The following is a 25,313-nucleotide window of genomic DNA, read 5'->3' as shown; positions in this document are numbered from 1 at the left end:
GGCCAGATGTGGAATCCGTTTTTCCATGTCCTTAGGCGGACAAAGCAAATCGGTGCTGTGCAACGTTTCCAAACGCGGCTCGGAACCACAGTCGCGACAGCTCACGCGAGACGCCCGCGCGTTCAGCAACGCGGTAACAATCCTCGGCCGAATAAGGCCACAATCCCACTGAAATCTGATCGCGCCCTTTGCCCTGAGATCCCAGAACAATCGGCGACGACCCGATCATCCGATATATTCGGATCATCCGTGCATCGAATACACCCGCGATATGAGTCAGGCCGAACCCCTCCATCACTTCCCCCCCGCTGAGCATGATGGCGCCGGCGGTATGCGGACTTGCGGTGCGTGACAGGCAGAAACGAGTCACCTCCCAGATCAGGGGGCTCCGAATCGGTTTGCCCCCAGTCAGATGTCCGAAGACGTCATTTGTCATGATTGGGCCGGTTGTCGGCAAGATCCGCATTGACCCGCCATGGCTGCCATCAACCTCTTCCCAAATGACATATAGTGGGTTCAGATCATCGTATTGATCGCGCTCATATCCGTTTTTGTCGACCTGAACGTCCCATCCAAGGCGCGTTTTGAACTGGTCGGCACGATCGTGAAACATTCCCTCGGCCAGATCCGGAAACTTGTGTAATTCATCGGCATAAACGTACCGCAACATGACTTGATCCCCTTGTCGTCCAATAGCTGGAACAAAGGGGGTACGAAGGCATGGTTAATTTAAAATGAGAGCAACGTGCGTTGCTTAAACGACTATTAACCCACGGCTGAGCGCCGTCGCGATGGCATGTGTTGTGTTTTGCGCGCCCAGTTTCGAGCGGGCACTTTCAATATAAGCACGCAAAGTGTGCTCGGAGATGGACAAAGAATGGGCAACTTGGGCGCGGCTATAACCGAGCGCCAGTAATGTCATTGCATCAATCTCTCGGGGGGAAAGCCCACGTCGGTTTTCAGGTTGCCGGTCTTTGGCGAATTCCAACGCCTTTCGGTTGAAGAAATGTGCAATCAGGATCAGATCGTGGGCGTAAGTTCCGACGAAGGCCTGCCAGCCTTCGTCATCACACGAATGATTCACGGTAAACAAAGCGAACTGGCCGCTGGGCCCGCGCAGCGGGATCGAATACCCCTGATTTCCGACACCGTGATCCCGCGCGTCCTGTAAAAAGGCGCGGGCCGCTTTGCCAGACCAATCCAACTGCTTCCAGTCGACCGGATGGAACCGCTGGAAGCACCCCAGAATAACAGGGTCAATCCGGTGGTAGTTTCTGTCCTGATAGCGATCGGCCCAGGCGTCCGGATAGGTCGTAAACCCGTATTGGTCCCCCGCCCCGTCAACCCAATGGTAGATGATATGATCCAGCTTCAGGCTGTCCCGCAAGCGAACCGCAATACCCGTCAGCTCTTCAAGCGTGCTGGTGTTTTCCAAATCCCCCGGAATTTGGCTCAAATCGAACTTTGTTACCATTCGCGGGCGCCCGTGCCTCATCTTGAATGGACGCAATTTCGGCCGCGGCGATCAGCCTGGTGTCATCAAGCTGTTCAGCGAGCGCAGTTAACCCGTTCGCCACCGCAAAGGCGTTGAGGTCCGACAACACGTCCAGTATCCACTCATTTTGCGCCATCAGGGTGTCCCCGAAATAGTTAACGAAGGGTTAACACAACCATAACATGTATGGATTATTTTGGCATATTCACTGCTTTCTACTCCCCAGAAATAGCGGGGTTGCAGTAATTAAGTCTTTGTAATGACAAAGAGTAGCTTAATAACGGAAAACACCCGCACAACGGCTGAGCGTAGTGCGGGTGTTTCGTTTTAAACTTCAGTAATCAACCGCGAGCAGCAAGAACCTCTTCCAGCGTTCGCATGCCAGTTTGCGGGGCCTGAACCAGCACCGACATGTTCCCGGGCTTATGTTCGTTCCGCAACATTTTCATGTGCGCCTCAGGCAGGTCGTTCCAGGTGAAGACTTCGGACATGCACGGGTCAAGACGCCGTTCCACCATCAGCTTGTTCGCGGCGGCCGCCTGTTTCAGGTGGGCAAAATGCGAACCCTGCAAGCGCTTCTGGTGCATCCACATGTAGCGCACATCAAAGGTCAAGTTGTAGCCAGTGGTGCCTGCACAGATGACGACCATGCCGCCTTTTTTGACCACAAAGGTCGACACGGGGAATGTGCTCTCACCTGGATGTTCAAAGACCAAGTCGACATTGACGCCCTTACCGGTGATATCCCAGATGGCCTTACCGAACTTGCGGGCCTCTTTGAACCACTCAGCATATTCGGGCGTGTTGACCGTCGGCAGCTGGCCCCAGCAATTGAAATCCTTACGGTTCAAAACGCCTTTGGCACCCAAACTCATAACAAAATCACGCTTGCTTTCGTCCGAGATCACGCCGATTGCGTTTGCCCCCGCTGTGTTGATCAACTGGATCGCGTAGGAACCCAGACCACCGGACGCGCCCCAGACCAGAACATTCTGACCCGGTTTCAGATCATGCGGCTCATGCCCAAACAGCATTCTGTAGGCTGTGGCCAGCGTAAGCGTGTAGCAGGCGCTTTCTTCCCAGGTCAGGTGCTTGGGTCGCGGCATCAGCTGCTGGGCCTGAACATTGGTGAACTGCGCGAACGATCCGTCGGGTGTTTCGTACCCCCAGATACGCTGGCTGGGTGAATACATCGGATCGCCGCCGTTGCATTCTTCGTCATCGCCGTCGTCCTGGTTGCAGTGGATCACAACCTCGTCGCCGACTTTCCAACGCTTAACCTTGTCACCGACGGCCCATACGATGCCCGAGGCATCCGAGCCGGCGATATGGAAAGGTTGACCGTGGCCATCAAACGGGCTGATCGGCTTACCCAACGACGCCCAAACGCCGTTGTAGTTCACGCCAGCCGCCATCACGAGGACCAGCACCTCATGGCTGTCCAGCTTGGGCACATCGACGACCTCAAGCTGCATGGCTGTGTTGGGCTCGCCGTGACGTTCCTTGCGGATAGCCCATGCATACATCTGTTTGGGCACGTATCCCATCGGAGGGATTTCACCCATCTCATAGAGGTCTTTTTCCGGCGCCTCGTACGACGCGATGCCGCTGTCGATGTCCAAAGCCATGCTGGCCTCCCTATTGTGACAGTTCTTGCCGCGACGCAGAATCGCGGCCTTCTCAGCATGAAATATTAATCACCGAGAAATATTGCAACTGTTTTTGATATAGTTTTTGAAATTTTATGACCCAGCAGATGCAGAAATTTCTTTCGCTCCTGCGGCATCAGGTGGTTGTTCTCCTGGGGCGGAGGACGCAGCATAGTAAGCCAACAGGTCCGAGCGCTGCCCAGATGGCCGCAAGATGCCGTTTTCACGCAACAAAATTCGCCGGTCTACCAGCTGATCGACAGCATCCTGAACAGTTTGCTTATCACCGCTCGTCAATTCGCTGCCCATTAGGGAAGATAACCGATCAACAAGTTGGCCTTCAGGGACCTCACCGTTTTCCTGCACCAACCGACATACGGCAGGCAGAGGAACGAATGGGATCGCACCTGCGATACGACGCATCAACTCACGTGCCAGATCGGTGGTCAGATCGCGTTCGTGTTCCTTTCGGAATTCTTGCAGAGAAATCGGCGTTGCATAGCGGACGGATGCCAAACCGAACCGTTTGTATCGCCCGATCAGACGTCGCCAGATTTGTTTTAGCGTCCACCGGGTGATCACGCCAATCCGCGCTCTGAACCGTCGGTCGGTTCCAAGAGCCGCGGCCGTCAGGATCGTATCTTCCAACACCCGGTCGTAGTTCAGAGCGACCGGCACAAAGACAACGTCTCGCCCCGTAGGGTCTGCCCCGTCAGTAATGTACTTCAACAATCCCAGCTTCGGTCGGCCCAACCGCCCGGTCAGGCTTAGCCCGCCTTCAGGGAACATTGCCTGCGTTACACCGGCCTCGGTCGCGTGGCGCACGTAACTGGCCAGTACCTGCCGATACAAATCACTGCCCGATTTACGTCGGATAAAATAAGCTCCCATTGCCCTAATCAGACGGCTGAGCGGCCATACCCTTGCCCATTCCCCAACAGCATAAGACAGCGCCGACTGGCGCGCCGCCAGATAGGTGACCAGAACGTAGTCCATATTGCTGCGGTGGTTCATGACAAAAACCACGGTCGCTTCCGGATCGATCGTGTTTATGGCTTCTTCATCCTCATAGCTGAGTCGGACGTTGTAGAACGTGTTGCTCAGCAAACGGGTCAGACGAATGGCAACGCTGAAATAAACCGTCGCCGAGAACGAAGGCACAATTTCACGCGCGTACCGGCGCGCCATTTCCGAAGCCACGGCCTCGGGCACGCCATTTTCTTGCGCATATTGCTGCGCGGCCTTGCTGACCTGTGGGTCATAGCTCAGCCGTTGGATCATGTCGTGGCGTTCAGCCAATTTGAACGGTTGAATCGGGCGTTGCAGTCGCTGGTTGAGCCGCGCAACCGCGCGCTCCAGGCGTCTGCGAAAAAACCAGCGCACGGACGGGAACAAAAAATGCGAAGCAAAGGTGACCGTGGCAAAGACCACGATCAGCACAAATAACCAAAGCGGAAGTTCCACGGTCTGCGTCATGGGTGCACAGTGACATCAAACGCCTCCACTCACAATCTGTAGTAACACAAAGATGCCGCGATGCAGCGAATTGACATGTCCATAAAATTGCGCTTTAGAGGCCTTGTGTGAAATTTTGTTACCCCTTGGATCACGAGGCCCCGCACCATGACGCAGTCGCAGAAAGATCGCCCCTGGCTCATCCGGACTTACGCCGGTCACTCAACCGCACAGGCGTCAAACGCACTGTATCGCAGCAATCTGACCAAAGGGCAGACGGGGTTGTCGGTGGCCTTCGATCTGCCCACGCAGACAGGATATGATAGCGACCACACCTTGGCGCGGGGCGAGGTTGGCAAGGTCGGCGTTCCGATCTGCCATCTTGGCGATATGCGGATTCTGTTCGATCAGATTCCTCTGGAGCAAATGAATACGTCGATGACGATCAATGCGACGGCCCCTTGGTTGCTTGCACTGTATATTGCCGTAGCCGAGGAACAGGGTGCAGATGTCTCGAAACTTCAGGGCACGGTCCAGAACGATCTGATCAAGGAATACCTGAGCCGGGGCACATATGTTTGCCCACCGAAACCATCGCTGAAGATGATCGCCGACGTGGCCGAGTATTGCTATACCAACGTGCCAAAATGGAACCCGATGAACGTGTGTTCCTACCATCTGCAAGAAGCTGGCGCGACACCGGAGCAGGAACTTGCTTATGCTTTGGCCACGGCCATCGCCGTTCTGGATGAGCTGCGCCCGCGCGTTCCGGCCGAAGATTTCCCGGCGCTCTGTGGCCGCATCTCGTTTTTCGTGAATGCGGGCATTCGGTTTGTTACCGAAATGTGCAAAATGAGGGCCTTTGTCGATCTTTGGGACGAAATTCTACAACAACGTTATGAAGTGGTAGACCCTAAGTACCGCCGATTCCGCTACGGGGTGCAGGTAAATTCTCTCGGCCTCACCGAACAGCAGCCTGAAAACAACGTATATCGCATCCTAATCGAAATGCTGGCAGTGACCTTGTCCAAAAAGGCACGGGCACGTGCCGTTCAGTTACCGGCATGGAACGAGGCGTTGGGTTTGCCGCGCCCTTGGGATCAGCAATGGTCGATGCGGATGCAACAGATCCTGGCTTACGAAACCGATCTGTTGGAATACGGCGATTTGTTCGACGGCAATCCTGTCGTTGATGCCAAAGTCGAAGAACTCAAAAACGGTGCGCGTGCCGAACTAGCCAACCTCGATTCCATGGGCGGTGCCGTTGCTTCGATTGAGTATATGAAATCGCGCCTGGTTGACTCGAATGCGGATCGTCTGAACCGGATCGAGCGGAACGAAACCGTTGTTGTCGGCGTCAACAAATGGATCGAGGGCGAACCCTCACCACTGCAGACCGAAGACGGCGGAATCATGGTTGTCGATCCTGCGGTCGAGCAGGAACAGATCACACGGCTGAACGCCTGGCGCGCGGAACGAGACGAGACTGCGGTCGCCGGTGCCTTGGCAGCGCTGCGCGAGGCGGCACGGACCGGCAGCAATGTGATGGAGCCGTCAATTGCCGCAGCCAAAGCTGGTGTCACAACCGGCGAATGGGCGGAAGAAATGCGCAAGGCCTATGGAACTTACCGTGGTCCAACAGGTGTTTCGGGGTCGGTTTCCAACAAAACCGAAGGGTTGGACGACCTGCGTTCGGCCGTTGACGCAGTCAGCGACAGCCTCGGACGTCGCTTGAAGTTCCTGGTTGGCAAACCTGGTCTCGACGGGCACTCAAACGGGGCAGAACAAATCGCCTTTCGTGCCCGCGATTGCGGCATGGACATCACCTATGAGGGTATTCGCCTGACCCCCGAAGAAATCGTGGCCGCCGCTGCCCAAGAGGACGTCCATGTCATCGGTCTGTCGATCCTGTCCGGCAGCCACCTGCCTCTGGTTCAGGACGTGATTACCCGATTGGCCGAAGCCGGTCTTGGTAATATTCCGGTAGTTGTCGGCGGCATCATTCCGGACGACGACGCGGAAAGGCTGAAACAAATGGGCGTTGCCAAAGTGTATACTCCCAAGAATTTTGAGCTGAACGCAATTATGGGTGATATTGTGTCATTGGCAGATCCACAAAACCTGGCAGCGGAATAGAAACTTAATTCACTGCCATTTTCTCAAACTGTTTGCGGTTAATTGGGGATAGATAATGTCCGCAAATAGAATTACGGTGCGCGTTACTTATCGAACAAACTGAAACGCACGGAGAATAATGATGGGGATCAATCTTGAAAAAATGTCTCGCAAAGAATTACTGGAATTGCGCGGCCAAATCGAAAAAGCCCTGAAAAATGCTGAAACCCGAGAACGCCAGGAAGCGTTGAAGGCCGCGGAAGCTGCGGCGGCAGAGTTTGGCTTTTCCTTGTCCGAACTGTCTTCTGGCACGCAACGCTCTGCCAAGGCGACCAAAGCCAAGCCGAAGTATCGCAATCCCGCGGACCCAGACCAGACGTGGTCGGGGCGTGGTCGCAAACCGCAATGGATTCACGATGCTTTGAAAGCCGGTGCCGATATTTCCGATTTGGAAATTTAGATCAAGGGTACTGTATCAAAATGACAATTCACATTGGCGCCGAAAAAGGCGAAATAGCAGAAACCGTTCTATTGCCCGGTGATCCCTATCGCGCGAAATGGGCCGCGGAAACATTTCTGAGCGACGTAAAACAGATAAATAATGTTCGTGGCATGCTGGGTTTCACCGGCACTTGGAAAGGGAATCCGGTCACTATTCAGGGTAGCGGCATGGGCATGCCCTCTCTTTCGATTTATGTAAATGAACTGATCCGGGATTACGGCGCCAAAACTCTGATCCGCATCGGGTCGTGTGGCGGGATGCAAGATAGCATCGCTGTGCGCGATGTCATTCTGGCCATGACGTCAAGCACGCTCAGCACGCCATCCCGTGGCATCATGAAAGAGCTCAACTTTGCCCCTTGTGCCGATTGGGATTTGCTTCAGGCGGCAGCTCGGGCAGCGGCGGCCAAAGGCACTCCGACCCATGTCGGCGGCATTTACTCTTCGGACGTGTTCTACGACGAACGCCCTGACCTGAACGAACAAATGGTGCGCCATGGCATCCTGGGCGTCGAGATGGAAGCGGCAGAGCTTTACATTCTGGCCGCGCGTCACAAATGCCGGGCTTTGGCCGTGTTGACGGTTTCCGACCATCTGCTGACCGGAGAGGCCCTACCCTCGTCCGATCGCGAGAGCAGCTTTGGCGATATGGTAGAAATTGCACTTCAGGCCGCGTTTCCAACCAACTGAATGACATGTCTGCAAGCCCGGGTCTCCGCGCTTGCAGATCAGATACAGCTCATCTCCCATGAGAGCCGTCATATCCGTTTCGAGCCGGGCTTTGCCATCCGTCCAACGCGCCCTTCGCGGGGGAAAAAACCTCGACCAACAGCGGATGGCATGCCGCCGTATCCGAGGAGTGTTCAGACGAGCAATCGCCGCCCGGACAGGCGCTGAGGTTTCCGAGCAGATCAATCTCAGCAAAGAATTCCAGATAGTCTCCAGGTCGAACGGGTGACGCCTTCATGAAGTACTGCCCGGTCTCTCGCGTAAACCCTGTACACATGAACACGTTCAATACGTCGTGTACAGCAAGCTCAGCCTCGGATAACGGAACACTCTGATGATCAGCCAAAGCACGTGTCAGGTTGGAATGACAGCAATGGTGATAATGGGACCCGGACAACAGATTTCCCGTGTAAGGATCACATCGCGTGCCAATCACATCGTGAACCGAGCCACCGAATTCGTCGATACCGTACCAGCCCAACGTATCTGCAATGATTGTGGCCATCGGGCGCAATGACGGGAAACTGGACCACATCCGCTCGCCCGTCGTCAGGTGAGTGCCGTGCAAAGCGCGTGTCTTGCCAGAGTAAAACCGCTCGGACAGATCATTCACATTCCACAGGTTCAAATCTCCGACCTGCGGACCTTCTACCGACGTAATCCGAAAAAAATGTCCTGCAGGTACCTCGAAGCAGCGAGCCTCGCGTGGTGGGATCAAAACTTCATCTGTTTTCGTCGCACCATTTCGAATGGCGCGCATCCAAGTCAGATCCGGCTTGGGCAATTCATCATTTGGGTAACAGATGACGGGTGCCGCGGCGCGACGGGCTTCTGCGTCCAAGGGCGGGCGGGTTTTAATCTCGGATTCGGACATAACCCGCAAAGTGGCGCAGTTTGAAGCCGCGGGAAACCCCTGTCATGCGCAACCGTTAAGACTGGCCTTTAAGACATTGCGTCGGCTGCGCATCGGAAGGCGAGATCGCACCACAAAAGCTGCACTGCCAGACTCCTTGGGCCTTGTGCTGTCTCCACCGGCACTCACGTGACAACGAAGACGTCCGAGAACGCCAGACGAAATAGGCGAACACTCCGGCAGCAAGTAAAAGCAGAAGGACGGGCATCCCTCTGCTTTGCCGATTCACACGGGTTTTTCAAGTGCTGTGGCTGTGTGATCCGTGGCAGGTACGCAAAAACAGCTCTCAAGCTGCGTTGGCGTATTCGAACAATTCCGGCTCGTGCGAGTTTTCCTTTGGCAGAGATTCCGGCGTGTAATACGCCCAAGCCTGCTCGAGCAGTTCAAGTGCCTCATCCGCCTGTTTTTTTGTGTTTTTCGTGTCCATCGGAGTGATCCTATCCAGGTCCAATCACTCCTCCCCAATCCGGATCATAGGCTTGCTACACGGTCTGCGCACCGCACAATTTTGCAGACTGGGGTTGCGCTTGCCGCAGACCGGCAAGCGCCTGATTTCCAACGGGCCGCTATACTGCCCGCTCGACCATCATCTTTTTGATTTCGGCAATCGCCTTGGCTGGGTTCAGGCCCTTTGGGCAGGTCTTGGCACAGTTCATAATTGTATGGCAGCGATACAATTTGAAAGGGTCTTCCAGATCGTCCAGACGTTCACCAGTTGCTTCGTCGCGGCTGTCGATGATCCAGCGGTAAGCATGCAACAAAGCCGCCGGGCCAAGATACCGGTCACCGTTCCACCAGTAACTGGGGCAGGACGTGGAACAGCTGGCGCACATCACGCATTCATAAAGACCGTCCAGTTTTTTACGGTCTTCGATGGATTGCTTCCATTCTTTTGCGGGACGGTTCGTCTTGGTTTCCAGCCACGGCATGATGCTGGCGTGCTGAGCATAGAAATGCGTCAAATCCGGGATCAGGTCCTTGACCACCGGCATATGCGGCAACGGATAGATTTTCACGTCACCCTTGATCTCATCCATCCCGTAGATACAGGCCAGCGTATTGATCCCGTCGATATTCATCGCGCAGGATCCGCAGATACCTTCGCGGCATGAGCGGCGGAAGGTCAGGGTCGGATCAATCTCGTTCTTGATCTTGATCAGCGCATCCAGAACCATCGGGCCGCAGGTGTCCATGTCGACGAAATAGGTATCGACGCGCGGGTTCTGCCCGTCATCGGGATTCCAGCGGTAAATCTGGAACTTTCGCACATTGGTCGCGCCTTCGGGCTTGGGCCAGGTTTTGCCCGTTGTGATGCGAGAGTTCTTTGGAAGAGTTAGTTGAACCATTAGCGTTGCCTTTCACAGTCGGTCGCCTTCAGCCCGGCAATCCATGTTGCGAACCAGTGTTGCAATTATAGTAGTACCAATCCAGATCCTGCCGCAGCACACTGTCCTTCGGCCACATGGATCCCAGATTGAAATCCAGTGTTTGTGATCGGAAAGGTTTGAATCCCGCATTGGGAACAGGAGAAAGCTCTCCAAGATAGATCTTTCCATCTTCGTAGTACAAATCGACACGCATGAAATCGAAGGCCGCGCCAATTGCTTCGGCGACCGAAACCATGTCTTCATACCTCTCGGGTTTTTCAACGTCATCTCCGCGCCTGGCAAAGATATCCACGTCCAGTCGGTTGAAATCCCGGTCGTAGGCCGATTGGTGGTGGTCACTGTGGCGTCCGAAGTCAACCTGAAGCAGCCCAACACGCCCACCAAAAACGAAGAACTTCCAGTCTTTCGGATCCTCTCCGGGTTCACCCAATCGAGATTCTAAATAAACTCTGCGCTTTACATGGCCCGTCCACCATTGGCCTGTTGCCACGTTGCTGGGCGACCCGAACCAAACCTCCGCCTGCGCCTTCATATCGGCGAGTTTTTCGGAACTGACCGGAAACTCAATCATGTCATAAAGCGCATATCCAAAATTCGCCTTCCACAGATACGCCCCCGGTGGCACCAGCTTGTTGTCCGGAACTTCCGGCGTATCGGCAATAAATGGTCGGTGGTGATCTTCCAATAGATGCCTAACGGTTTGCGGCACCAATCCAACAGCCTCGATCTTGTCTTCCAGGCGACCCTGCGGAAACCGGGAGAACACTTTCGCAAGAATATTAAACTCACTAAATGTTTGCGGGAGCAGGAGGTTAGGGAGAACCCCCTTATTCTCTACGTATTTTGTGACGGCCTGCGTTAACACCCCTGCGACATCGCCGCCAAGCTCCTGATAACCCGTTTTCCCGGGTAGCTCGGAAAGTGCGGAAAGACCAAACAGTTTTTTATCTTCAATTTCGGATAAACACCGCTTTATGTGCTTCGACACAAGGTCAGCGGCGCGTCCTCGAATCTGGTTTTTTTTCTCCTTTGAGACTGCTACTGAGCCGGTCCCAAACGACAATGCGTTCGCAATCTTCTTCTTTGATCCAGATATTCTTGACTTTAGCTGCTTACTCCGAGCGTGCTGAAGGTCACATAAGCTCAGCCCCGTGTGAGCGTATTCTTTTAGACTATGGAACGTGCGAGGGTCACGCCATTCTGGAACGGCGATTGCTTGGCTGGCTTCGGGGAATGTCATCATCGACCGATCCAGACCAATCTGGGCATTGTTCAGAGCTTCTAGGTTTGCATACAGCGTTCGGTGCTTGAACTCTCTTTCCTGCGTGGCGTTTTTTTGGGCAAATCCTCTGGAATCAGGCTTGACCCCGAGAAAATCACACAGCGCGTTCCAACTGCCTTCTTCCCCAATGTCAATTTCCAGCAGCTGATCGGCTGCTCCTTGTTCCTCAAAGAAGTTGCGCACCCGCTGGATGTGTCGATCATAATGGGCCAACAAAAAGGCCTCGTGCCCATGCGGCATTTCAAAACCGTAAACCTGCCGACGGACACTCGCCATATTGGCTTGGAGTGAAGAGGCCAAAACCGACTTCAACCAGGTTTCAGGGTTCCTTCTACGCGTTAGAATGAACTTAGCGTTCGACCCATATTCCCGAAACAAGTCCTTGTAACACAGGCACCAAGGCCAATCGGCAAAAGCTTCGTTCTGTTCAACAATGCCGCGCAAACGATCACAGAAACCGTTTTGAAGAAAGGCTGCCAGCCCGGGTCTCGAAAAGCCAAGCTTGGTGTACCCAAAGTACTCAAATGCTTCCTCCAGCGAGGTCGTGGCAGTTTTAGGCAGGCCTATACCAAAGACCTTACCCGAAAAACGCGCCAATCGAGCCTCAGAGGACGGTTTCATCGCTGCATGCCCAATCGATCAGAATGTCCGCGCCTTCGGCGCGATCCTTTTCAGGCTGATGCCGCCTTCATCCTCGGTTGTAAGCGGATCGACGACAACCGGACGATAGCTGAGTTCCACCGTATTGCCCTCGACACGAGACACGGTGTGAACACGCCAGTTCTCATCGTCACGCTCGGCAAAATCTTCATGCGCATGGGCGCCACGGGATTCCTTACGCGCTTCGGCGCCGACGATTGTGGCCAGAGCACTCGGCATCAGGTTTGTCAGTTCCAGCGTTTCCATCAGGTCGCTGTTCCAGACCAGCGAGCGATCTGTGACTTTCAGATCGTCCATCTTGGCCGCAATCGCGGTCATTTTTTCGACGCCTTCAGCCATGGTTTTAGCGGTGCGGAATACGGCCGCATCAGATTGCATTGTTTTCTGCATTTCTAGCCGCAGGTCGGCGGTCGGGATGGATCCGCTGGCATTGCGCACAGCATCGAAACGGTCAAAAGCCTTGTCGACCGAAGCCTGGTTCAGAACCGGGTTCGGCGCGTCGGCATCCACAACCTTGCCGGCCCGGATCGCCGCAGCGCGGCCAAAGACCACGAGGTCAATCAGCGAATTCGAGCCCAGACGATTCGCGCCGTGGACCGAAGCACATCCAGCCTCACCAACAGCCATCAGCCCAGGAACAACACCCGTCGGGTTGTCTGCGGTCGGATTCAGAACCTCACCCCAGTAGTTCGTTGGAATGCCACCCATGTTGTAATGCACCGTCGGCAGAACCGGGATCGGCTCCTTGGTCACGTCAACACCGGCAAAGACCCGAGCCGATTCCGAAATCCCGGGCAAACGCTCTGCCAAGGCTTCCGCAGGCAAGTGGCTCAGGTTCAGGTGAATATGATCACCTTCATCACCATGACCGCGACCCTCGCGAATTTCCATCGTCATTGAGCGTGAAACATAGTCGCGTGGCGCAAGGTCTTTGTACTGCGGAGCATAGCGCTCCATGAAACGCTCGCCTTCTGCATTGGTCAGGTAACCACCTTCGCCGCGGGCGCCTTCGGTGATCAGGCAGCCCGAACCATAGATGCCGGTCGGGTGGAATTGAACGAACTCCATGTCCTGCAGCGCCAGACCCGCGCGGGCCACCATGCCGCCACCGTCACCGGTACAGGTATGGGCCGAAGTTGCACTGAAATAGGCACGGCCATAACCGCCTGTCGCCAACACCACCATTTTGGCGTTGAAGACATGCATAGTACCGTCGTCCAGTTTCCAGCAGACAACGCCCTGACACTGCCCGTCGTCGGACATGATCAGGTCGATAGCGAAATACTCGATATAGAACTCGGCGTTGTTCTTCAGCGATTGGCCATAAAGCGTATGCAAGATCGCGTGACCGGTCCGGTCCGCTGCTGCACAAGTCCGCTGCACTGCGGGGCCTTCGCCAAACTCGGTGGTGTGGCCGCCAAAGGGGCGTTGGTAAATCTTGCCTTCCTCTGTCCGGCTAAAGGGCACGCCGTAATGTTCTAATTCATAGACCGCCTTGGGAGCTTCACGCGCCAGGTATTCCATCGCGTCGGTGTCACCCAGCCAGTCAGACCCTTTGACAGTGTCGTACATGTGCCATTGCCAGTGGTCAGGACCCATATTTGACAGCGAAGCAGCGATGCCGCCTTGCGCCGCCACTGTATGAGAGCGGGTCGGGAACACTTTGGTTACACAAGCCGTGCGCAGACCCTGTTCAGCCATACCCAGCGTCGCCCGCAAGCCGGCCCCACCGGCGCCGACAACGACCACGTCATATTCATGCGTTTCGTATTCGTATGCAGCCATTTCTTTCAGCTCCGGGGATTAAAGGGCAATGCGCGCAATGGCGAAGACGCCAGCAGCAGCAGCGCCGTAAGACAAACAGGTGGTCAGGATGATCAGCACCTTTTCCATTGTGCCGTGGACATAGTCTTCCAGCATCACCTGTGCGCCATTGGCAAAGTGTTTGAAGCCAACGATCAACGTCAGCGCCGCGACGATGGCAGGGAACGGGCGTGAGTAGTAGTCCAACACGACATCATAGGGTTGGCCCAGAACCGGACCGAAAGTGAAGATGAACAATGGAACGAGGATCAGCAGCGCAACCGAGCTGACTTTCATGCTCCAGAAATGGGCGGTGCCGGACTTGGCTGAACCAAGGCCAATCGCGCGTTTGCGGTCGGTCAGATAACGCATGTCAGGCTTCCTTTTATCCGACGATCAACAGAGTAATCAGAGTCAGGACCACCGAACCGATCACGACGGCCCAACCCAGTTTGTAGGCTGTGGGGAGGTCCAATCCGGCGGCATTGTCCCAGATCAGATGTCGTACACCCGCCAATGTGTGGTACCAAAGACCCCACAGCGACAGCGCCATCACCAGATCGCCCAGAACCGAGGTTAGCCACCAGTTGGCTCGCGCGAACGCCTCGGGCGAGGTCGCGGCGGCCAAAAACCACCAGACGATCAGCAACGCCGTCACGATCATGGCGTTTCCAGTGATCCGCGTCAGAATGGATGTGACCGACGTCAGCTGAGGACGATAGATCGACAGATGCGGAGAAAGCGGGCGGTTGCCCCGATTTACATCGGCCATGGCGGCTCCTTTTCGGTTGGCTACCGAACGTTTTACCGCTTTTTGCGACTCTGTCACGTGCTGCAGGTGCAAAAATCATTAAATTCGGCGCAAATCGGCGGATAATGCAATATTGTGATCACACAAAATAATGTCGTGATCACAAAATCCATTCAACCCCTCCTATGTTAGCGTTTTCAATGCCAAAGCATTGTGATCACGAATCTGCAAACGGGTCATTCCAGGTTGGCAGTTTGCTGTGTCACTTCTCGCAAAAGCTTTTTTCGAATTCTTTCCGGGTAATCGGAAAAGCCGGCGGCCGAGACAACAAAGGCACCTTCGCCGACGATCACGTTCTCGAAAAAATATGCAGTCAGGTCTGGTTCGCTCTCTTCGATGGCAATGGCATTCACGGTAACGCCGCGATCACGCAACAGGCCGTGCAACTCGGATGGCTCGACCCCTTCGTTCGAAATTCCGTCCCCCGACAGGTCGATAAGATGCCGTTTGCACCTGGACACTGCATCGAAACTGTTGACTGTCGTCTCTAACGCCTCGCCGATGGCTGTGGAGAAGTTGCGCCAGACACGCGGATCGGCAGAGACCTGATCGGCAAACCGGTCCAGCACATCGAAGCTGTTTATTCGGGTCCAGGGGATCGTCACGCGTTGACGTGAGCTGCCAGTCCATTGCACCAGCATCAGGTTTGCCTGCCCCCGGACGAGTGCTTCGGATACGACCGGATCACGCAATCCAGCGGCCAGACCGTCCATCTGAATTCGGAATTCCGTTGAATCCACCGAGCCGGACACATCGACAGCCAAAGCCAATGCAAGATCACAGGCCGCAGCGGGCGGCGCCAGACACAAGCATGTCATGAAACAGCGAAGCATTTTCATGCCCGCAGCCTAACACGATTGCTGCAAACTGCATTCAAATGAATGTAAACTCTGGTTGGCAGCTAACTGGGTCAGACGGGCATTAAAGCCCAATAATCCAAATCCAACAGTACTCCGGGAAGATATTTCCCGTCTTCATTGCGCAACGTAAACGGATCACCGTTCTTTGTCGCAACCATTCTCAGGCGGAGGGCTCCGACCCCCGAAACTCCTGTTTCCGCCTTATCCAGAACTTCAGACCAGACCTTGATCGTGTCGCCGGCGAAACAGGGATTGGCATGCGCGCCCCCGTTCAGGCCAACAATCATCTGCGCATTCGCCAACCCGTTGAAGGACAACGTTCGCGCCATGGAGATTACGTGCCCCCCGTAAATCAGACGACCTTCGGGCCGGAAAGTCAGGTCGAAATGCACTTTGGCGGTGTTCTGCCACAGCCGGGTGGCCAGCATGTGCTCGGCCTCCTCTATTGTGACACCGTCAACATGGTCGATCGTTTCACCAATTTCGTAGTCGCCCCAACGATGCGCCTCGCCTGCTTGTGCAAAGTCATAATTCGCATAATCGAGCCCCTGCGGGACCACCAGATCCTGCGCACTCAGCGCTTTCTTCAGCTCGGGCACGACGGTTTGCGGGGCCGGAGATTCTGGGTTCGATTTACGCACCATGACCCATCGCACATATTCAATCACCACTTCGTCGCGCTGGTTCAATCCACGGGTGCGAACCCAAACGACACCCGTTTTGCCATTCGAGTTCTGCTTTAGCCCGATTACTTCGGATTCCGACCGTAGCGTGTCGCCGGGATAGACTGGTTTCAGCCAGCGGCCCTCTGCATAGCCCAAATTGGCGACAGCATTCAGCGAAATGTCCGGCACGGTCTTTCCAAAGACCACGTGGAAAGCCGCCAGATCATCAATCGGGCTTTGTGGCAGACCGCAGTTCCGGGCGAACTCATCTGAAGAATAAAGTGCATGTCGCGCCGGGTAGAGCGCGTGATACAACGCGCGTTCACCCGTTGTGACAGTGCGGGGTGCTGCATGCTGCAGAACTTGCCCGACAGAATAATCTTCGAAAAAGCGGCCCGGATTGGTTTTTGCCATTATTGCTGTCCCAGTTTCATTTCGGGGGAATAGTCGGCTTCGACATCCTTGGTCACCGCCTGCGCACAGCGCATCACATTGTTGGCTGGATCAAATGCGTAAGAGGGGGAGCCGTGCAGCACCCACCCTTTTGCCAATGCATCGGATACTTTGTGACAGAAGGCCGAAGTGTCTTCCTCGGTCAGCAGGCGATAGAGTTTTGCCATGAGTCAGTTCCTTACGAAGGGAAAGGTGACGGGCCGACCAGCCCGTGGATATAGCCGATGATCCCCAGCAGCACGATCGAGGCGACAAAGAACATCGCATCCTTGCCATAGGTGCCAGGCTCACCCGGAGTCCAGCCGGGTTCGGACCGGTTTATGACAATAACTTCGACTACGGCCCAGGCCAACAGGCCACCAAACAGGATGATCGAAGCCAAATCGCCGTTGACCAACAAATGTGCAAAGGCCCACAGCTTGAAACCGCCCAGCATCGGATGACGCACTTTGTTCAGCAGGCGCCCTTTGGTCCCGGCCGGGCTCATCATGTAAATCGCGATCAGCACCAGCAGGTTGTTGATGTGAACCATGAAGGACGGAGGAGCCCAGACAAAAACGGTATCGGTCATGCGATACCCGAATATCATAAGCAGGATTGCCGCAACCAACGCCAGCGCAACCGCACCTTTGCCACCATTGCCCATCGCCGCACGCCGTTCGGGCATGACACGTTTGAACAGATGTGCAGCCCACCATAGCAGCACACCAAGAATCAGAAGAACAAAGCCCATTGCTGGCTTACCCCGCTTGCAAAGCTAATATTGCCTCTGCTTTTGCCAGAGTTTCACGGGCAGTTACAACGTGCAGGTTTTCAACGATCTTGCCATCGACGACAGCAACGCCCTGCCCTTGTGCCTTTACTTCCTCAAAAGCGGCGATCTGGCGGCGGGCCAGATCGATTTCCACTTCTGACGGGGCGTAAGCCGCATTGGTGATGTCCACCTGAGCCGGATGGATCAGGGTCTTGCCGTCAAAGCCCATGTCACGCCCCTGCGCGCATTCAGCGGCCAGACCTTCTCCATCCTTAAAGGCGTTGTAGACGCCATCAACGATAATAAGGCCCTCGGCCTTTGCAGCCAGCAGGCACAGGCCCAGCGAGGTCATCAGCGGCAAGCGGTCAGGGCGGAACCGGGTTTGCAACTCTTTGGCCAAATCGTTGGTGCCCATCACAAAGCCCGCCATTAGCGGGTGCGCTGCGATTTCGGCTGCGTTCAGCATTCCGCGCGGGGTTTCCATCATGGCCCAAATCGGAATGTCCCCGGTGATCGCGGCCAGCGCATCCACGTCAGCGGCCGAGTTCACCTTGGGCAGCAGGGCCACATCAGCGGCCATCTCACGCACGGCTTCGGCATCCGCCCGTCCCCATTCCGTGTCCAGCCCGTTGATTCGAACGATCTTGACCCGCTCGCCAAAGCCTCCGACTGCCAACGCATCCTTGAGCGTTTCACGGGCGTTGTCCTTTTCGTCGGCGGCAACCGCATCTTCCAGATCGAAGATTATCGCATCCACTGGCAGTGTACGCGCCTTATCCAAAGCCCGCTCTTTCGAGCCGGGAATATAAAGAACCGAGCGATAGGGGCGCTGTCGGGGATCCATTGACTTTTCCCTTTGAAATAAAGTTGCGCGAAATGGGGCATTTTTTGCCGGAAAGTTCAAGTGAAAATTTGCCGCGATGCAGCATTCCCTCCAACCGAAGCAACGTGCGTTGCCTTAACCGGATTTCTCCACTGTCCCGTCACGCTGAAGGATGCAGGTGAAAAGGGGACCGATATGAATGCGACTTTGATCAAGATGACCATGGGATTGGGCATCGTGGTATTGGCAACACAACAACTGCACGCCCAGACCCGCCAATGTGCGCCACGCGCGGACGTGATTCAGCAACTGGCGGAGACGTATGGTGAAACACGCCGGGGTATCGGGATAGCCCGTCAGGGCGCTGTGATGGAAGTGTTCGCCTCGGCCAGTACAGGCAGTTGGACTATTACGATAACCCTGCCAGATGGGCTGACTTGCCTTGTAACCTCGGGACAATCATTTGAGACGCTGGCTGAGGCACTGCCACCTAATGCCTGAGGGTCAAGTAACCGCATCCCAGATCAGCTTACTGCCGGTAATGGTCAGCAGAACATAAGCGATGCCAAAGAACAGGCGTTCGGACATCATCCAATGCGCCCGAACGCCCAGCCACGCGCCAAGCACAGCAAAAGGCGCCAGCAAAAGATCGACCCAGGCTGTGTGCCATGTGAACATGCCCAAATAGGCATAAGGTACAAATTTCGCGGCGTTGATGACCCAGAACACCAAAACTGTGCTGGCCTGAAATTCGGTTTTCGACAGGCGTTGCGACAAAAGATATACCGCTGCAGGCGGCCCGCCGGCATGGCTGACAAAGCTGGTGAACCCTGCAACAAGACCGGCAAACAATCCGGCAGATGGCGGCAGGCGATTAGCAAACCCACGCACCCAGCCACGGGTCTGCGAAATATGCCAGGCCACAAATCCGACGGAGATCGCTCCGATCAACAAGCGAAGCAGGTCATCGTTGGTGCCGCGAAACAGCAACGCGCCCAGCGCTACGCCCGGCACCGCACCTAGCATCAACAAGCGTGAATCCGGCCAATTCCAGCGCCTCCAATATGGGCGTAGCGTCGCAACATCGATGACCATCAGGATTGGCAGCATGAGCGCCAAAGCCTGCCCCGGCTCCAATATAAGCGCCAGAATCGACGAAGACGCAAAGGCCACTCCTGACCCGAAGCCGCCCTTCGAGATACCTGCAAAGATCACCGCCGGGATCGCCACAACAAAAAACATCAGGTTCAATTCGAACATGCGGTTGCCCCGGAACAGCTTGCTATGAAGGCCCTTTAGCGCAATCAGCAGGTGATGCGCAAACGGTATGCGGTCGCATGCCGCGCCGCAGAACACTTGCGCAATGTCGTTTTAGAGACTAGCAAAATCGCGATTTAAAAACCGACCGGAGAAAATCCAAATGGCCAGACCCAAGATCGCGCTGATCGGCGCAGGTCAGATCGGCGGCACGCTCGCCCACCTCGCAGCAATGAAAGAACTTGGTGACGTCGTGCTGTTCGACATCGCCGAAGGCACTCCGGAAGGCAAGGCGCTTGATATCGCCGAGTCCGGTCCGTCCGAAGGCTTCGACGCAAACCTGAAAGGCACCCAGTCTTACGCAGACATCGCAGGCGCAGACGTCTGCATCGTGACCGCCGGTGTGCCGCGCAAACCGGGCATGAGCCGCGACGATCTGCTGGGTATCAACCTGAAGGTCATGAAGTCGGTCGGCGAGGGCATTGCCGCCAACGCCCCCGATGCATTTGTCATCTGCATCACAAACCCGCTGGATGCGATGGTCTGGGCCCTGCGCGAATTCTCGGGCCTGCCGCACAACAAGGTCTGTGGGATGGCAGGCGTTCTGGATTCGGGGCGTTTCGCACATTTCCTGTCGGAAGAGTTCAACGTCTCCATGCGCGACGTCACCGCATTCGTTCTGGGTGGTCACGGCGACACCATGGTGCCGTCGGTACGGTACTCGACCGTCGCAGGCATCCCGCTGCCGGATTTGGTTGAAATGGGGTGGACCACGCAAGAAAAACTCGACGCCATCGTCCAGCGTACCCGCGACGGCGGTGCCGAGATTGTTGGCCTCCTGAAGACAGGTTCTGCCTTCTATGCGCCTGCTACCTCGGCGATCGAAATGGCCGAAGCCTATCTGAAAGACCAGAAGCGCGTTCTGCCCTGTGCCGCTTACTGTAATGGCGAATTGGGTGTCGAAGGCATGTATGTCGGTGTGCCCACCGTGATCGGTGCCGGCGGCATCGAACGCGTTGTCAACATCAAGCTCAACGAAGAAGAGCAGGCAGGTTTCGACAATTCAGTCAATGCCGTGAAGGGCCTGATTGAGGCGTGCAAAGGCATCGACAACTCGCTGGCCTGAGGCATCCATTTTCAAAAGATCAAACCGGCTCGCTTGCGGGCCGGTTTTCTTTTGCCGGATCACAATCACGACCCTTACGTTGTTCACACATGTTGGCGCAAACGCCACAAACACCCTTTGTGAATATGTTTTATGAGATCATCGGGGATACATCGAATCAATCGCCGCAGAGATTTTCAGTTTGTGATCACACCCCAAAATACTGTGATCACAAAATATATAAATCTTCGTGAAAAACTGCTTTCCCGCAAAAAAACCCTTTAAACTTGCCCCTTAGACACGCCTATAACGGTTAAATCGTAGTCAGACGGGACAATTTCGATGAACATTCACGAATATCAGGCCAAAGCCCTTCTTCGCAGCTATGGCGCTCCGGTTTCCGACGGTCGCGCGGTTCTGCGCGCCGAGGAAGCCAAAACCGCAGCCGGTGAGCTGGATGGCCCCCTTTGGGTCGTAAAGGCGCAGATTCATGCGGGTGGGCGCGGCAAAGGCTCGTTCAAAGAGGCGGATGCCGGTGAAAAGGGCGGTGTTCGTCTGACCAAGTCGGTTGAGGAAGCCGCCGAAGAAGCCAAGAAGATGCTGGGCCGCACGCTGGTCACGCACCAAACCGGTCCGGCAGGCAAGCAAGTCAACCGCATCTACATCGAAGCCGGATCCGGCATCGAACGCGAACTGTACCTGGCGCTGCTGGTGGATCGCCAGACCAGCCGCATCTCGTTCGTCTGCTCGACAGAAGGCGGCATGGACATCGAAGAAGTTGCGGCCGCAACGCCCGAAAAGATCCTGTCCTTCTCGGTCGATCCTGCCACAGGCTACCAACCCTACCACGGACGCCGCATCGCGTTTTCGCTGGGTCTGGAAGGCGCGCAGGTCAAGCAGTGCGTCAAACTGATGAGCCAGCTGTACGCCGCCTTCGTCGAGAAGGATATGGAGATGCTGGAAATCAACCCGCTGATCGTATCCGATAGCGGCGACCTCAAGGTGCTGGACGCCAAGGTCGGCTTTGACGGCAACGCGGTCTACCGCCACCCCGACATCGCCGAACTGCGCGACACGACCGAGGAAGACCCCAAGGAACTGGAAGCCTCCAAATACGACCTGAACTACATCGCGCTGGATGGTGAGATCGGCTGTATGGTGAACGGTGCCGGTCTGGCGATGGCGACGATGGACATCATCAAGCTGTATGGGGCCGAGCCCGCCAACTTCCTCGACGTAGGCGGCGGTGCGACCAAAGAGAAAGTGACTGAGGCGTTCAAGATCATCACCTCGGACCCGCAGGTCAAAGGCATTCTGGTCAACATCTTCGGCGGCATCATGCGCTGTGACGTCATCGCCGAGGGTGTTGTCGCCGCGGTGAAAGAGGTCGGTCTGAAGGTTCCGCTGGTCGTGCGTCTGGAAGGCACGAATGTTGAGAAAGGCAAAGAGATCATCAACACCTCGGGCCTGGACGTGATCGCAGCGGATAACCTGAAAGACGGAGCCGAGAAGATCGTGAAGGCGGTTAAGGGTTGATGATGAGATCTGTCTTGGTTCTGGTTTTTGCAGCATTGGCAAGTTGCGCCGAGGAAGCAGCTTTGAACCAAGGTGGTGTCCCACAAAACCCGGTTTCGCGCACGCCGATCCTGATTGACTGTCCCGCAGGCCCCGATGCGGATGCAATGCGAGAACAATCACTCGCCATTGGTCGCCCGGTTTCCTGCGATGATGGAGAAAATACCTGGACAATCTCTGCGCAAAATTAACCAGCCTAACCTAATGCATGAGCCCGCCATATGGCTAGTGAAACGACAATTTTCTAAGGAGACTCCTAAAATGGCAGTCCTCATCGACGAAAACTCCAAAGTGATCTGTCAGGGTTTTACCGGCTCGCAGGGTGGATCGCATTCGGTGTTGACTGTTTAATCTGTCTTAAAACGGGACTGAGAAATAACGTAACCCATGACCATCCCCATCTTCCTCATAGGCCTTGAACGCGCCACCGGGCGGGCGCGTTTGATGGAGCAGGAGCTGCATAAGGCAGGCCTGTCGGCAACCCGTGTCAACGCCGTTGACTGCGATGCCGCCACGCGTGAGGATTTCCTGCGTGACTGCCGGGATGAGGGGCCATGGGGTTACTTCCACACCAAGGATATGGCCTGCACGCTAAGCCACGCCAAAGCGTGGGAGGCTTTGATCGCCTCGGGGGCCGAGAAAGCGCTGATCCTTGAGGACGATGTATTCCTGTCTTCCGAACTCACCGAATGGCTGAACGACCCGTCCTGGTGGCCCGCGGACGCTGACATCGTGCGGTTCGAACGCTGGCGCAGCAGCAAGCTGTACGTGGCACTCGGGCGCAAGCGGTTGTCCCATCTGGGACGAGAGCTGCGCCTGATGCGCTCACGCCACCCCGGCGGTGCAGCCTACGCGCTGACTCGTAATGCGGCTGAACACTTCCTGGCACAAAAACCCTACGACATCACGTTGGACGGCTTGCTGTTCAACCCGTCGGCCTCACGCGCGGCGCGGCAGGTCAACATCTATCAGGTGATCCCCGCCATGGTCGAACAAGGCAACGACGCCCCCGGTGAGTTGCGTATGGGCGCACCGCGTCGCCGTCCGACGGGCTGGCCCCTGGTCCGGCAGAAAATTCGCCGGGGCATCGCGGAAGTCAGCAGCGGCCTGAGTACAATCGCCAATCTGGCACTGGGTCGTGCTACGCTCGAGAAAATTACCTATGCGCCGCAGGTTCTGCCGGCGACTGAACCCAATCAATCCAATACCGCCTAGAGAAAGGGACAAAATGGCAGTCCTCATTGACGAAAATACCAAGGTTATCTGTCAGGGCTTTACCGGCTCACAGGGCACTTTCCATTCCGAGCAGGCCATCGCATACGGCACCAAGATGGTCGGTGGCGTGACCCCCGGCAAAGGCGGGATGACCCATCTTGACCTGCCCGTGTTCAACTCGGTCCACGAAGCCAAAGCCGTGACCGAAGCCAACGCCTCGGTGATTTATGTTCCGCCCCCCTTTGCGGCCGACTCGATCCTCGAAGCGATTGATGCCGAGATGGAAGTGATCGTCTGCATCACCGAAGGCATCCCGGTTCTGGACATGATGAAGGTGAAGCGCGCGCTGGAAGGCTCAAGCTCGCGTCTGATCGGCCCGAACTGCCCCGGTGTGATTACTCCAGACGCCTGCAAGATCGGCATCATGCCCGGCCACATCCACAAGCGCGGTTCGGTCGGCGTTGTGTCGCGCTCGGGCACCCTGACCTATGAGGCCGTCAAACAGACTACCGATGTCGGTCTGGGCCAGTCCACCTGCGTGGGCATCGGCGGTGACCCGATCAAAGGCACCGAGCATATCGACGTGCTGGAGTGGTTCCTGGCCGATGACGAGACCGAGTCGATCATCATGATCGGTGAGATCGGTGGCTCGGCCGAGGAAGAAGCCGCGCAGTTCCTGGCGGATGAGGCCAAGAAGGGCCGCAAAAAGCCGACCGCCGGTTTCATCGCAGGCCGCACGGCCCCTCCGGGCCGCCGCATGGGCCACGCGGGCGCGATTGTCGCCGGTGGCAAAGGCGGTGCCGAAGACAAGATCGAAGCCATGCGCTCGGCCGGTATCGTCGTGGCCGAAAGCCCGGCGCAGCTGGGTGAGGCTGTGCTGGAAGCGATCGGGTAATGCTCCTACGGAAAGGTAACCGCCGCGACAGAGCCCAAATGCTTGAAAGAGCATTTGGGCGTCGCCGGTTGTCTGATGCGACCGAGGAAATTAGAAGAACGCAGTTGTTCTACAAGTGGCCAAACCTTTCCACCTACCTATCGTTGATATCGAATATCGAGCTTGACCAAACAAAACACCTCAGCCGAATTGCCGTGAAGTCGTTGCCTGCGTTTGCAAAGCGGGATGGGCTTAGAAGTGCGTCCATAAACGATCATACAGGAACCATGGCTTACTTGAGCAGGCTCCAACTGGCGACGGCGGAAGACGCGTTCTATTTGTCGCGAACCTCTCGGAGACAATCCAATCACTCTATTGAGCGGTTCGCTGGAGAGCCGTGGAGGTCCACTAGCCCCCATACCCCTTTGGTCAGTGTCGTATGGAAGGCCAATGACGAAAAAGGAACGAGTTTAATCTCAGATCGCAAGACGCCAGAACCTATCATTATGGCAACGGCCAAGCCGGGTTTCGATAGTGAGGTAAATATAGTCGCTGCGTTTCCTAGACACATGTCTGAAGCCGTCTGGCAGTTCTTCAATGCCTATGAAACGTCACCGCCTACCACCCAAAACAACGATAAAAAGCAAGATTGTTGGTACTATCTCGGCCCGGATCATGACCGGGTTCCTAGCGCTATTAGCTATTCTGGTAAAGAAATCTCGGCGGGAGGCGGAAGAGAAAGTTATGAACATAGGATTAAATTCTATGAGCATGTAGGAAGCACGTTTACTCGTCTATCCGCATTTCGAAACGAGAAGTTTCCGGAAGTTTGGGTGCTCCCGGTTGTGCTGCACATCCATCTCAGGCAATTCAGTTGAGCGTCGTGGGGATTAATCAAGTGAGAACTCCAACTAACAAGAATTTGAGTGGC

The 25,313-nt window shown here is 55.7% G+C and carries 27 protein-coding genes; 10 read left to right on the top strand and 17 right to left on the bottom strand.

Going from position 1 to position 25,313, the window contains the following annotated elements; translation table 11 throughout:
- Positions 1 to 31: 31 nt before the first annotated feature.
- The 4 genes from AC2TCY_RS16235 to AC2TCY_RS16220 all read right to left on the bottom strand — a co-directional run bounded on the left by AC2TCY_RS16235 (position 32) and on the right by AC2TCY_RS16220 (position 4,620).
- Positions 32 to 670, bottom strand: coding sequence for an acyl-homoserine-lactone synthase (locus AC2TCY_RS16235; RefSeq protein WP_480848905.1), 639 nt, complete (start codon positions 668 to 670; stop codon positions 32 to 34).
- An 84-nt stretch (positions 671 to 754) separates the two neighbouring features.
- Positions 755 to 1,474, bottom strand: coding sequence for a helix-turn-helix transcriptional regulator (locus AC2TCY_RS16230; RefSeq protein WP_480848903.1), 720 nt, complete (start codon positions 1,472 to 1,474; stop codon positions 755 to 757).
- A 362-nt stretch (positions 1,475 to 1,836) separates the two neighbouring features.
- Entirely contained in the window at positions 1,837 to 3,123 is a 1,287-nt protein-coding gene (gene ccrA / locus AC2TCY_RS16225; protein WP_480848901.1) for a crotonyl-CoA carboxylase/reductase, read from the bottom strand.
- A 114-nt stretch (positions 3,124 to 3,237) separates the two neighbouring features.
- Positions 3,238 to 4,620 carry a 1-acyl-sn-glycerol-3-phosphate acyltransferase gene (locus AC2TCY_RS16220; RefSeq protein ID WP_480848899.1) on the bottom strand — a complete coding sequence of 461 codons (1,383 nt, stop codon included), beginning with the start codon at positions 4,618 to 4,620 and terminating at the stop codon, positions 3,238 to 3,240.
- Between the two features lie 147 nt (positions 4,621 to 4,767).
- On the opposite strand from AC2TCY_RS16220, the gene AC2TCY_RS16215 reads away from it, so the two are divergent.
- The 3 genes from AC2TCY_RS16215 to deoD all read left to right on the top strand — a co-directional run bounded on the left by AC2TCY_RS16215 (position 4,768) and on the right by deoD (position 7,905).
- Positions 4,768 to 6,735 carry a protein meaA gene (locus AC2TCY_RS16215; RefSeq protein ID WP_480848897.1) on the top strand — a complete coding sequence of 656 codons (1,968 nt, stop codon included), beginning with the start codon at positions 4,768 to 4,770 and terminating at the stop codon, positions 6,733 to 6,735.
- A gap of 121 nt (positions 6,736 to 6,856) precedes the next feature.
- On the top strand, positions 6,857 to 7,174 hold the full coding sequence (locus AC2TCY_RS16210; RefSeq protein WP_480848895.1) for an H-NS histone family protein: 318 nt from the start codon (positions 6,857 to 6,859) through the stop codon (positions 7,172 to 7,174).
- 20 nt (positions 7,175 to 7,194) lie between these two features.
- On the top strand, positions 7,195 to 7,905 hold the full coding sequence (deoD, locus tag AC2TCY_RS16205; protein WP_480848893.1) for a purine-nucleoside phosphorylase: 711 nt from the start codon (positions 7,195 to 7,197) through the stop codon (positions 7,903 to 7,905).
- A 49-nt stretch (positions 7,906 to 7,954) separates the two neighbouring features.
- Here the strand turns inward: deoD and AC2TCY_RS16200 are convergent, their stop codons facing one another.
- The 12 genes from AC2TCY_RS16200 to AC2TCY_RS16145 form a co-directional block, all read right to left on the bottom strand.
- Complete coding sequence (locus AC2TCY_RS16200; RefSeq protein ID WP_480848891.1) at positions 7,955 to 8,818, bottom strand: urea carboxylase-associated family protein; 864 nt, start codon at positions 8,816 to 8,818, stop codon at positions 7,955 to 7,957.
- Between the two features lie 325 nt (positions 8,819 to 9,143).
- On the bottom strand, positions 9,144 to 9,284 hold the full coding sequence (locus AC2TCY_RS16195; RefSeq protein WP_480848889.1) for a hypothetical protein: 141 nt from the start codon (positions 9,282 to 9,284) through the stop codon (positions 9,144 to 9,146).
- A gap of 139 nt (positions 9,285 to 9,423) precedes the next feature.
- Positions 9,424 to 10,203 carry a succinate dehydrogenase iron-sulfur subunit gene (locus AC2TCY_RS16190; protein WP_170657542.1) on the bottom strand — a complete coding sequence of 260 codons (780 nt, stop codon included), beginning with the start codon at positions 10,201 to 10,203 and terminating at the stop codon, positions 9,424 to 9,426.
- 28 nt (positions 10,204 to 10,231) lie between these two features.
- Positions 10,232 to 12,124, bottom strand: a complete 1,893-nt coding sequence (locus tag AC2TCY_RS16185) for a sulfotransferase (RefSeq protein ID WP_480848887.1) — start codon at positions 12,122 to 12,124, stop codon at positions 10,232 to 10,234.
- Between the two features lie 42 nt (positions 12,125 to 12,166).
- Entirely contained in the window at positions 12,167 to 13,972 is a 1,806-nt protein-coding gene (gene sdhA / locus AC2TCY_RS16180; protein ID WP_480848886.1) for a succinate dehydrogenase flavoprotein subunit, read from the bottom strand.
- Positions 13,973 to 13,990: 18 nt separating this feature from the next.
- Positions 13,991 to 14,362: a succinate dehydrogenase, hydrophobic membrane anchor protein gene (gene sdhD / locus AC2TCY_RS16175; RefSeq protein ID WP_480848884.1), complete on the bottom strand. Its 372-nt coding sequence runs from the start codon at positions 14,360 to 14,362 to the stop codon at positions 13,991 to 13,993.
- A gap of 13 nt (positions 14,363 to 14,375) precedes the next feature.
- Positions 14,376 to 14,762, bottom strand: coding sequence for a succinate dehydrogenase, cytochrome b556 subunit (sdhC, locus tag AC2TCY_RS16170; RefSeq protein WP_480848882.1), 387 nt, complete (start codon positions 14,760 to 14,762; stop codon positions 14,376 to 14,378).
- A gap of 215 nt (positions 14,763 to 14,977) precedes the next feature.
- The gene (locus tag AC2TCY_RS16165) at positions 14,978 to 15,640 is read right to left on the bottom strand and encodes a DUF1194 domain-containing protein (RefSeq protein WP_480848880.1); all 663 of its coding nucleotides are present in this window, start codon (positions 15,638 to 15,640) and stop codon (positions 14,978 to 14,980) included.
- Between the two features lie 71 nt (positions 15,641 to 15,711).
- Positions 15,712 to 16,740, bottom strand: coding sequence for a MaoC family dehydratase (locus tag AC2TCY_RS16160; RefSeq protein WP_480848879.1), 1,029 nt, complete (start codon positions 16,738 to 16,740; stop codon positions 15,712 to 15,714).
- Positions 16,740 to 16,946, bottom strand: coding sequence for a DUF1737 domain-containing protein (locus tag AC2TCY_RS16155; protein ID WP_480848878.1), 207 nt, complete (start codon positions 16,944 to 16,946; stop codon positions 16,740 to 16,742). Before AC2TCY_RS16155 ends, AC2TCY_RS16160 begins: the two co-directional genes overlap by 1 nt.
- 11 nt (positions 16,947 to 16,957) lie before the next feature.
- Positions 16,958 to 17,512, bottom strand: coding sequence for an NnrU family protein (locus tag AC2TCY_RS16150; RefSeq protein ID WP_480848876.1), 555 nt, complete (start codon positions 17,510 to 17,512; stop codon positions 16,958 to 16,960).
- Between the two features lie 7 nt (positions 17,513 to 17,519).
- On the bottom strand, positions 17,520 to 18,377 hold the full coding sequence (locus AC2TCY_RS16145) for an HpcH/HpaI aldolase/citrate lyase family protein (RefSeq protein ID WP_480848874.1): 858 nt from the start codon (positions 18,375 to 18,377) through the stop codon (positions 17,520 to 17,522).
- Between the two features lie 174 nt (positions 18,378 to 18,551).
- On the opposite strand from AC2TCY_RS16145, the gene AC2TCY_RS16140 reads away from it, so the two are divergent.
- A complete protein-coding gene (locus AC2TCY_RS16140; protein ID WP_480848872.1) occupies positions 18,552 to 18,857 on the top strand; it encodes a hypothetical protein in 306 nt (101 codons plus the stop codon).
- A 3-nt stretch (positions 18,858 to 18,860) separates the two neighbouring features.
- On the opposite strand, the gene AC2TCY_RS16135 is transcribed toward AC2TCY_RS16140, so the two are convergent.
- A complete protein-coding gene (locus AC2TCY_RS16135; protein ID WP_480848871.1) occupies positions 18,861 to 19,616 on the bottom strand; it encodes a sulfite exporter TauE/SafE family protein in 756 nt (251 codons plus the stop codon).
- 160 nt (positions 19,617 to 19,776) lie between these two features.
- On the opposite strand from AC2TCY_RS16135, the gene mdh reads away from it, so the two are divergent.
- The 6 genes from mdh to AC2TCY_RS16105 all read left to right on the top strand — a co-directional run bounded on the left by mdh (position 19,777) and on the right by AC2TCY_RS16105 (position 25,260).
- Entirely contained in the window at positions 19,777 to 20,739 is a 963-nt protein-coding gene (gene mdh / locus AC2TCY_RS16130) for a malate dehydrogenase (RefSeq protein ID WP_480848869.1), read from the top strand.
- 321 nt (positions 20,740 to 21,060) lie between these two features.
- Entirely contained in the window at positions 21,061 to 22,254 is a 1,194-nt protein-coding gene (gene sucC, locus AC2TCY_RS16125) for an ADP-forming succinate--CoA ligase subunit beta (protein ID WP_480848867.1), read from the top strand.
- A 2-nt stretch (positions 22,255 to 22,256) separates the two neighbouring features.
- On the top strand, positions 22,257 to 22,484 hold the full coding sequence (locus AC2TCY_RS16120) for a hypothetical protein (RefSeq protein WP_480848865.1): 228 nt from the start codon (positions 22,257 to 22,259) through the stop codon (positions 22,482 to 22,484).
- A 196-nt stretch (positions 22,485 to 22,680) separates the two neighbouring features.
- On the top strand, positions 22,681 to 23,508 hold the full coding sequence (locus tag AC2TCY_RS16115) for a glycosyltransferase family 25 protein (RefSeq protein WP_480848863.1): 828 nt from the start codon (positions 22,681 to 22,683) through the stop codon (positions 23,506 to 23,508).
- Between the two features lie 13 nt (positions 23,509 to 23,521).
- The gene (sucD, locus tag AC2TCY_RS16110) at positions 23,522 to 24,403 is read left to right on the top strand and encodes a succinate--CoA ligase subunit alpha (RefSeq protein ID WP_170361385.1); all 882 of its coding nucleotides are present in this window, start codon (positions 23,522 to 23,524) and stop codon (positions 24,401 to 24,403) included.
- A gap of 38 nt (positions 24,404 to 24,441) precedes the next feature.
- Positions 24,442 to 25,260, top strand: coding sequence for a hypothetical protein (locus tag AC2TCY_RS16105; protein WP_480848861.1), 819 nt, complete (start codon positions 24,442 to 24,444; stop codon positions 25,258 to 25,260).
- Positions 25,261 to 25,313 lie beyond the last annotated feature (53 nt).

The organism is Ruegeria sp. HKCCD7181 (genome assembly GCF_057221055.1).
This window is presented reverse-complemented; position numbering and strand designations above follow the sequence as displayed.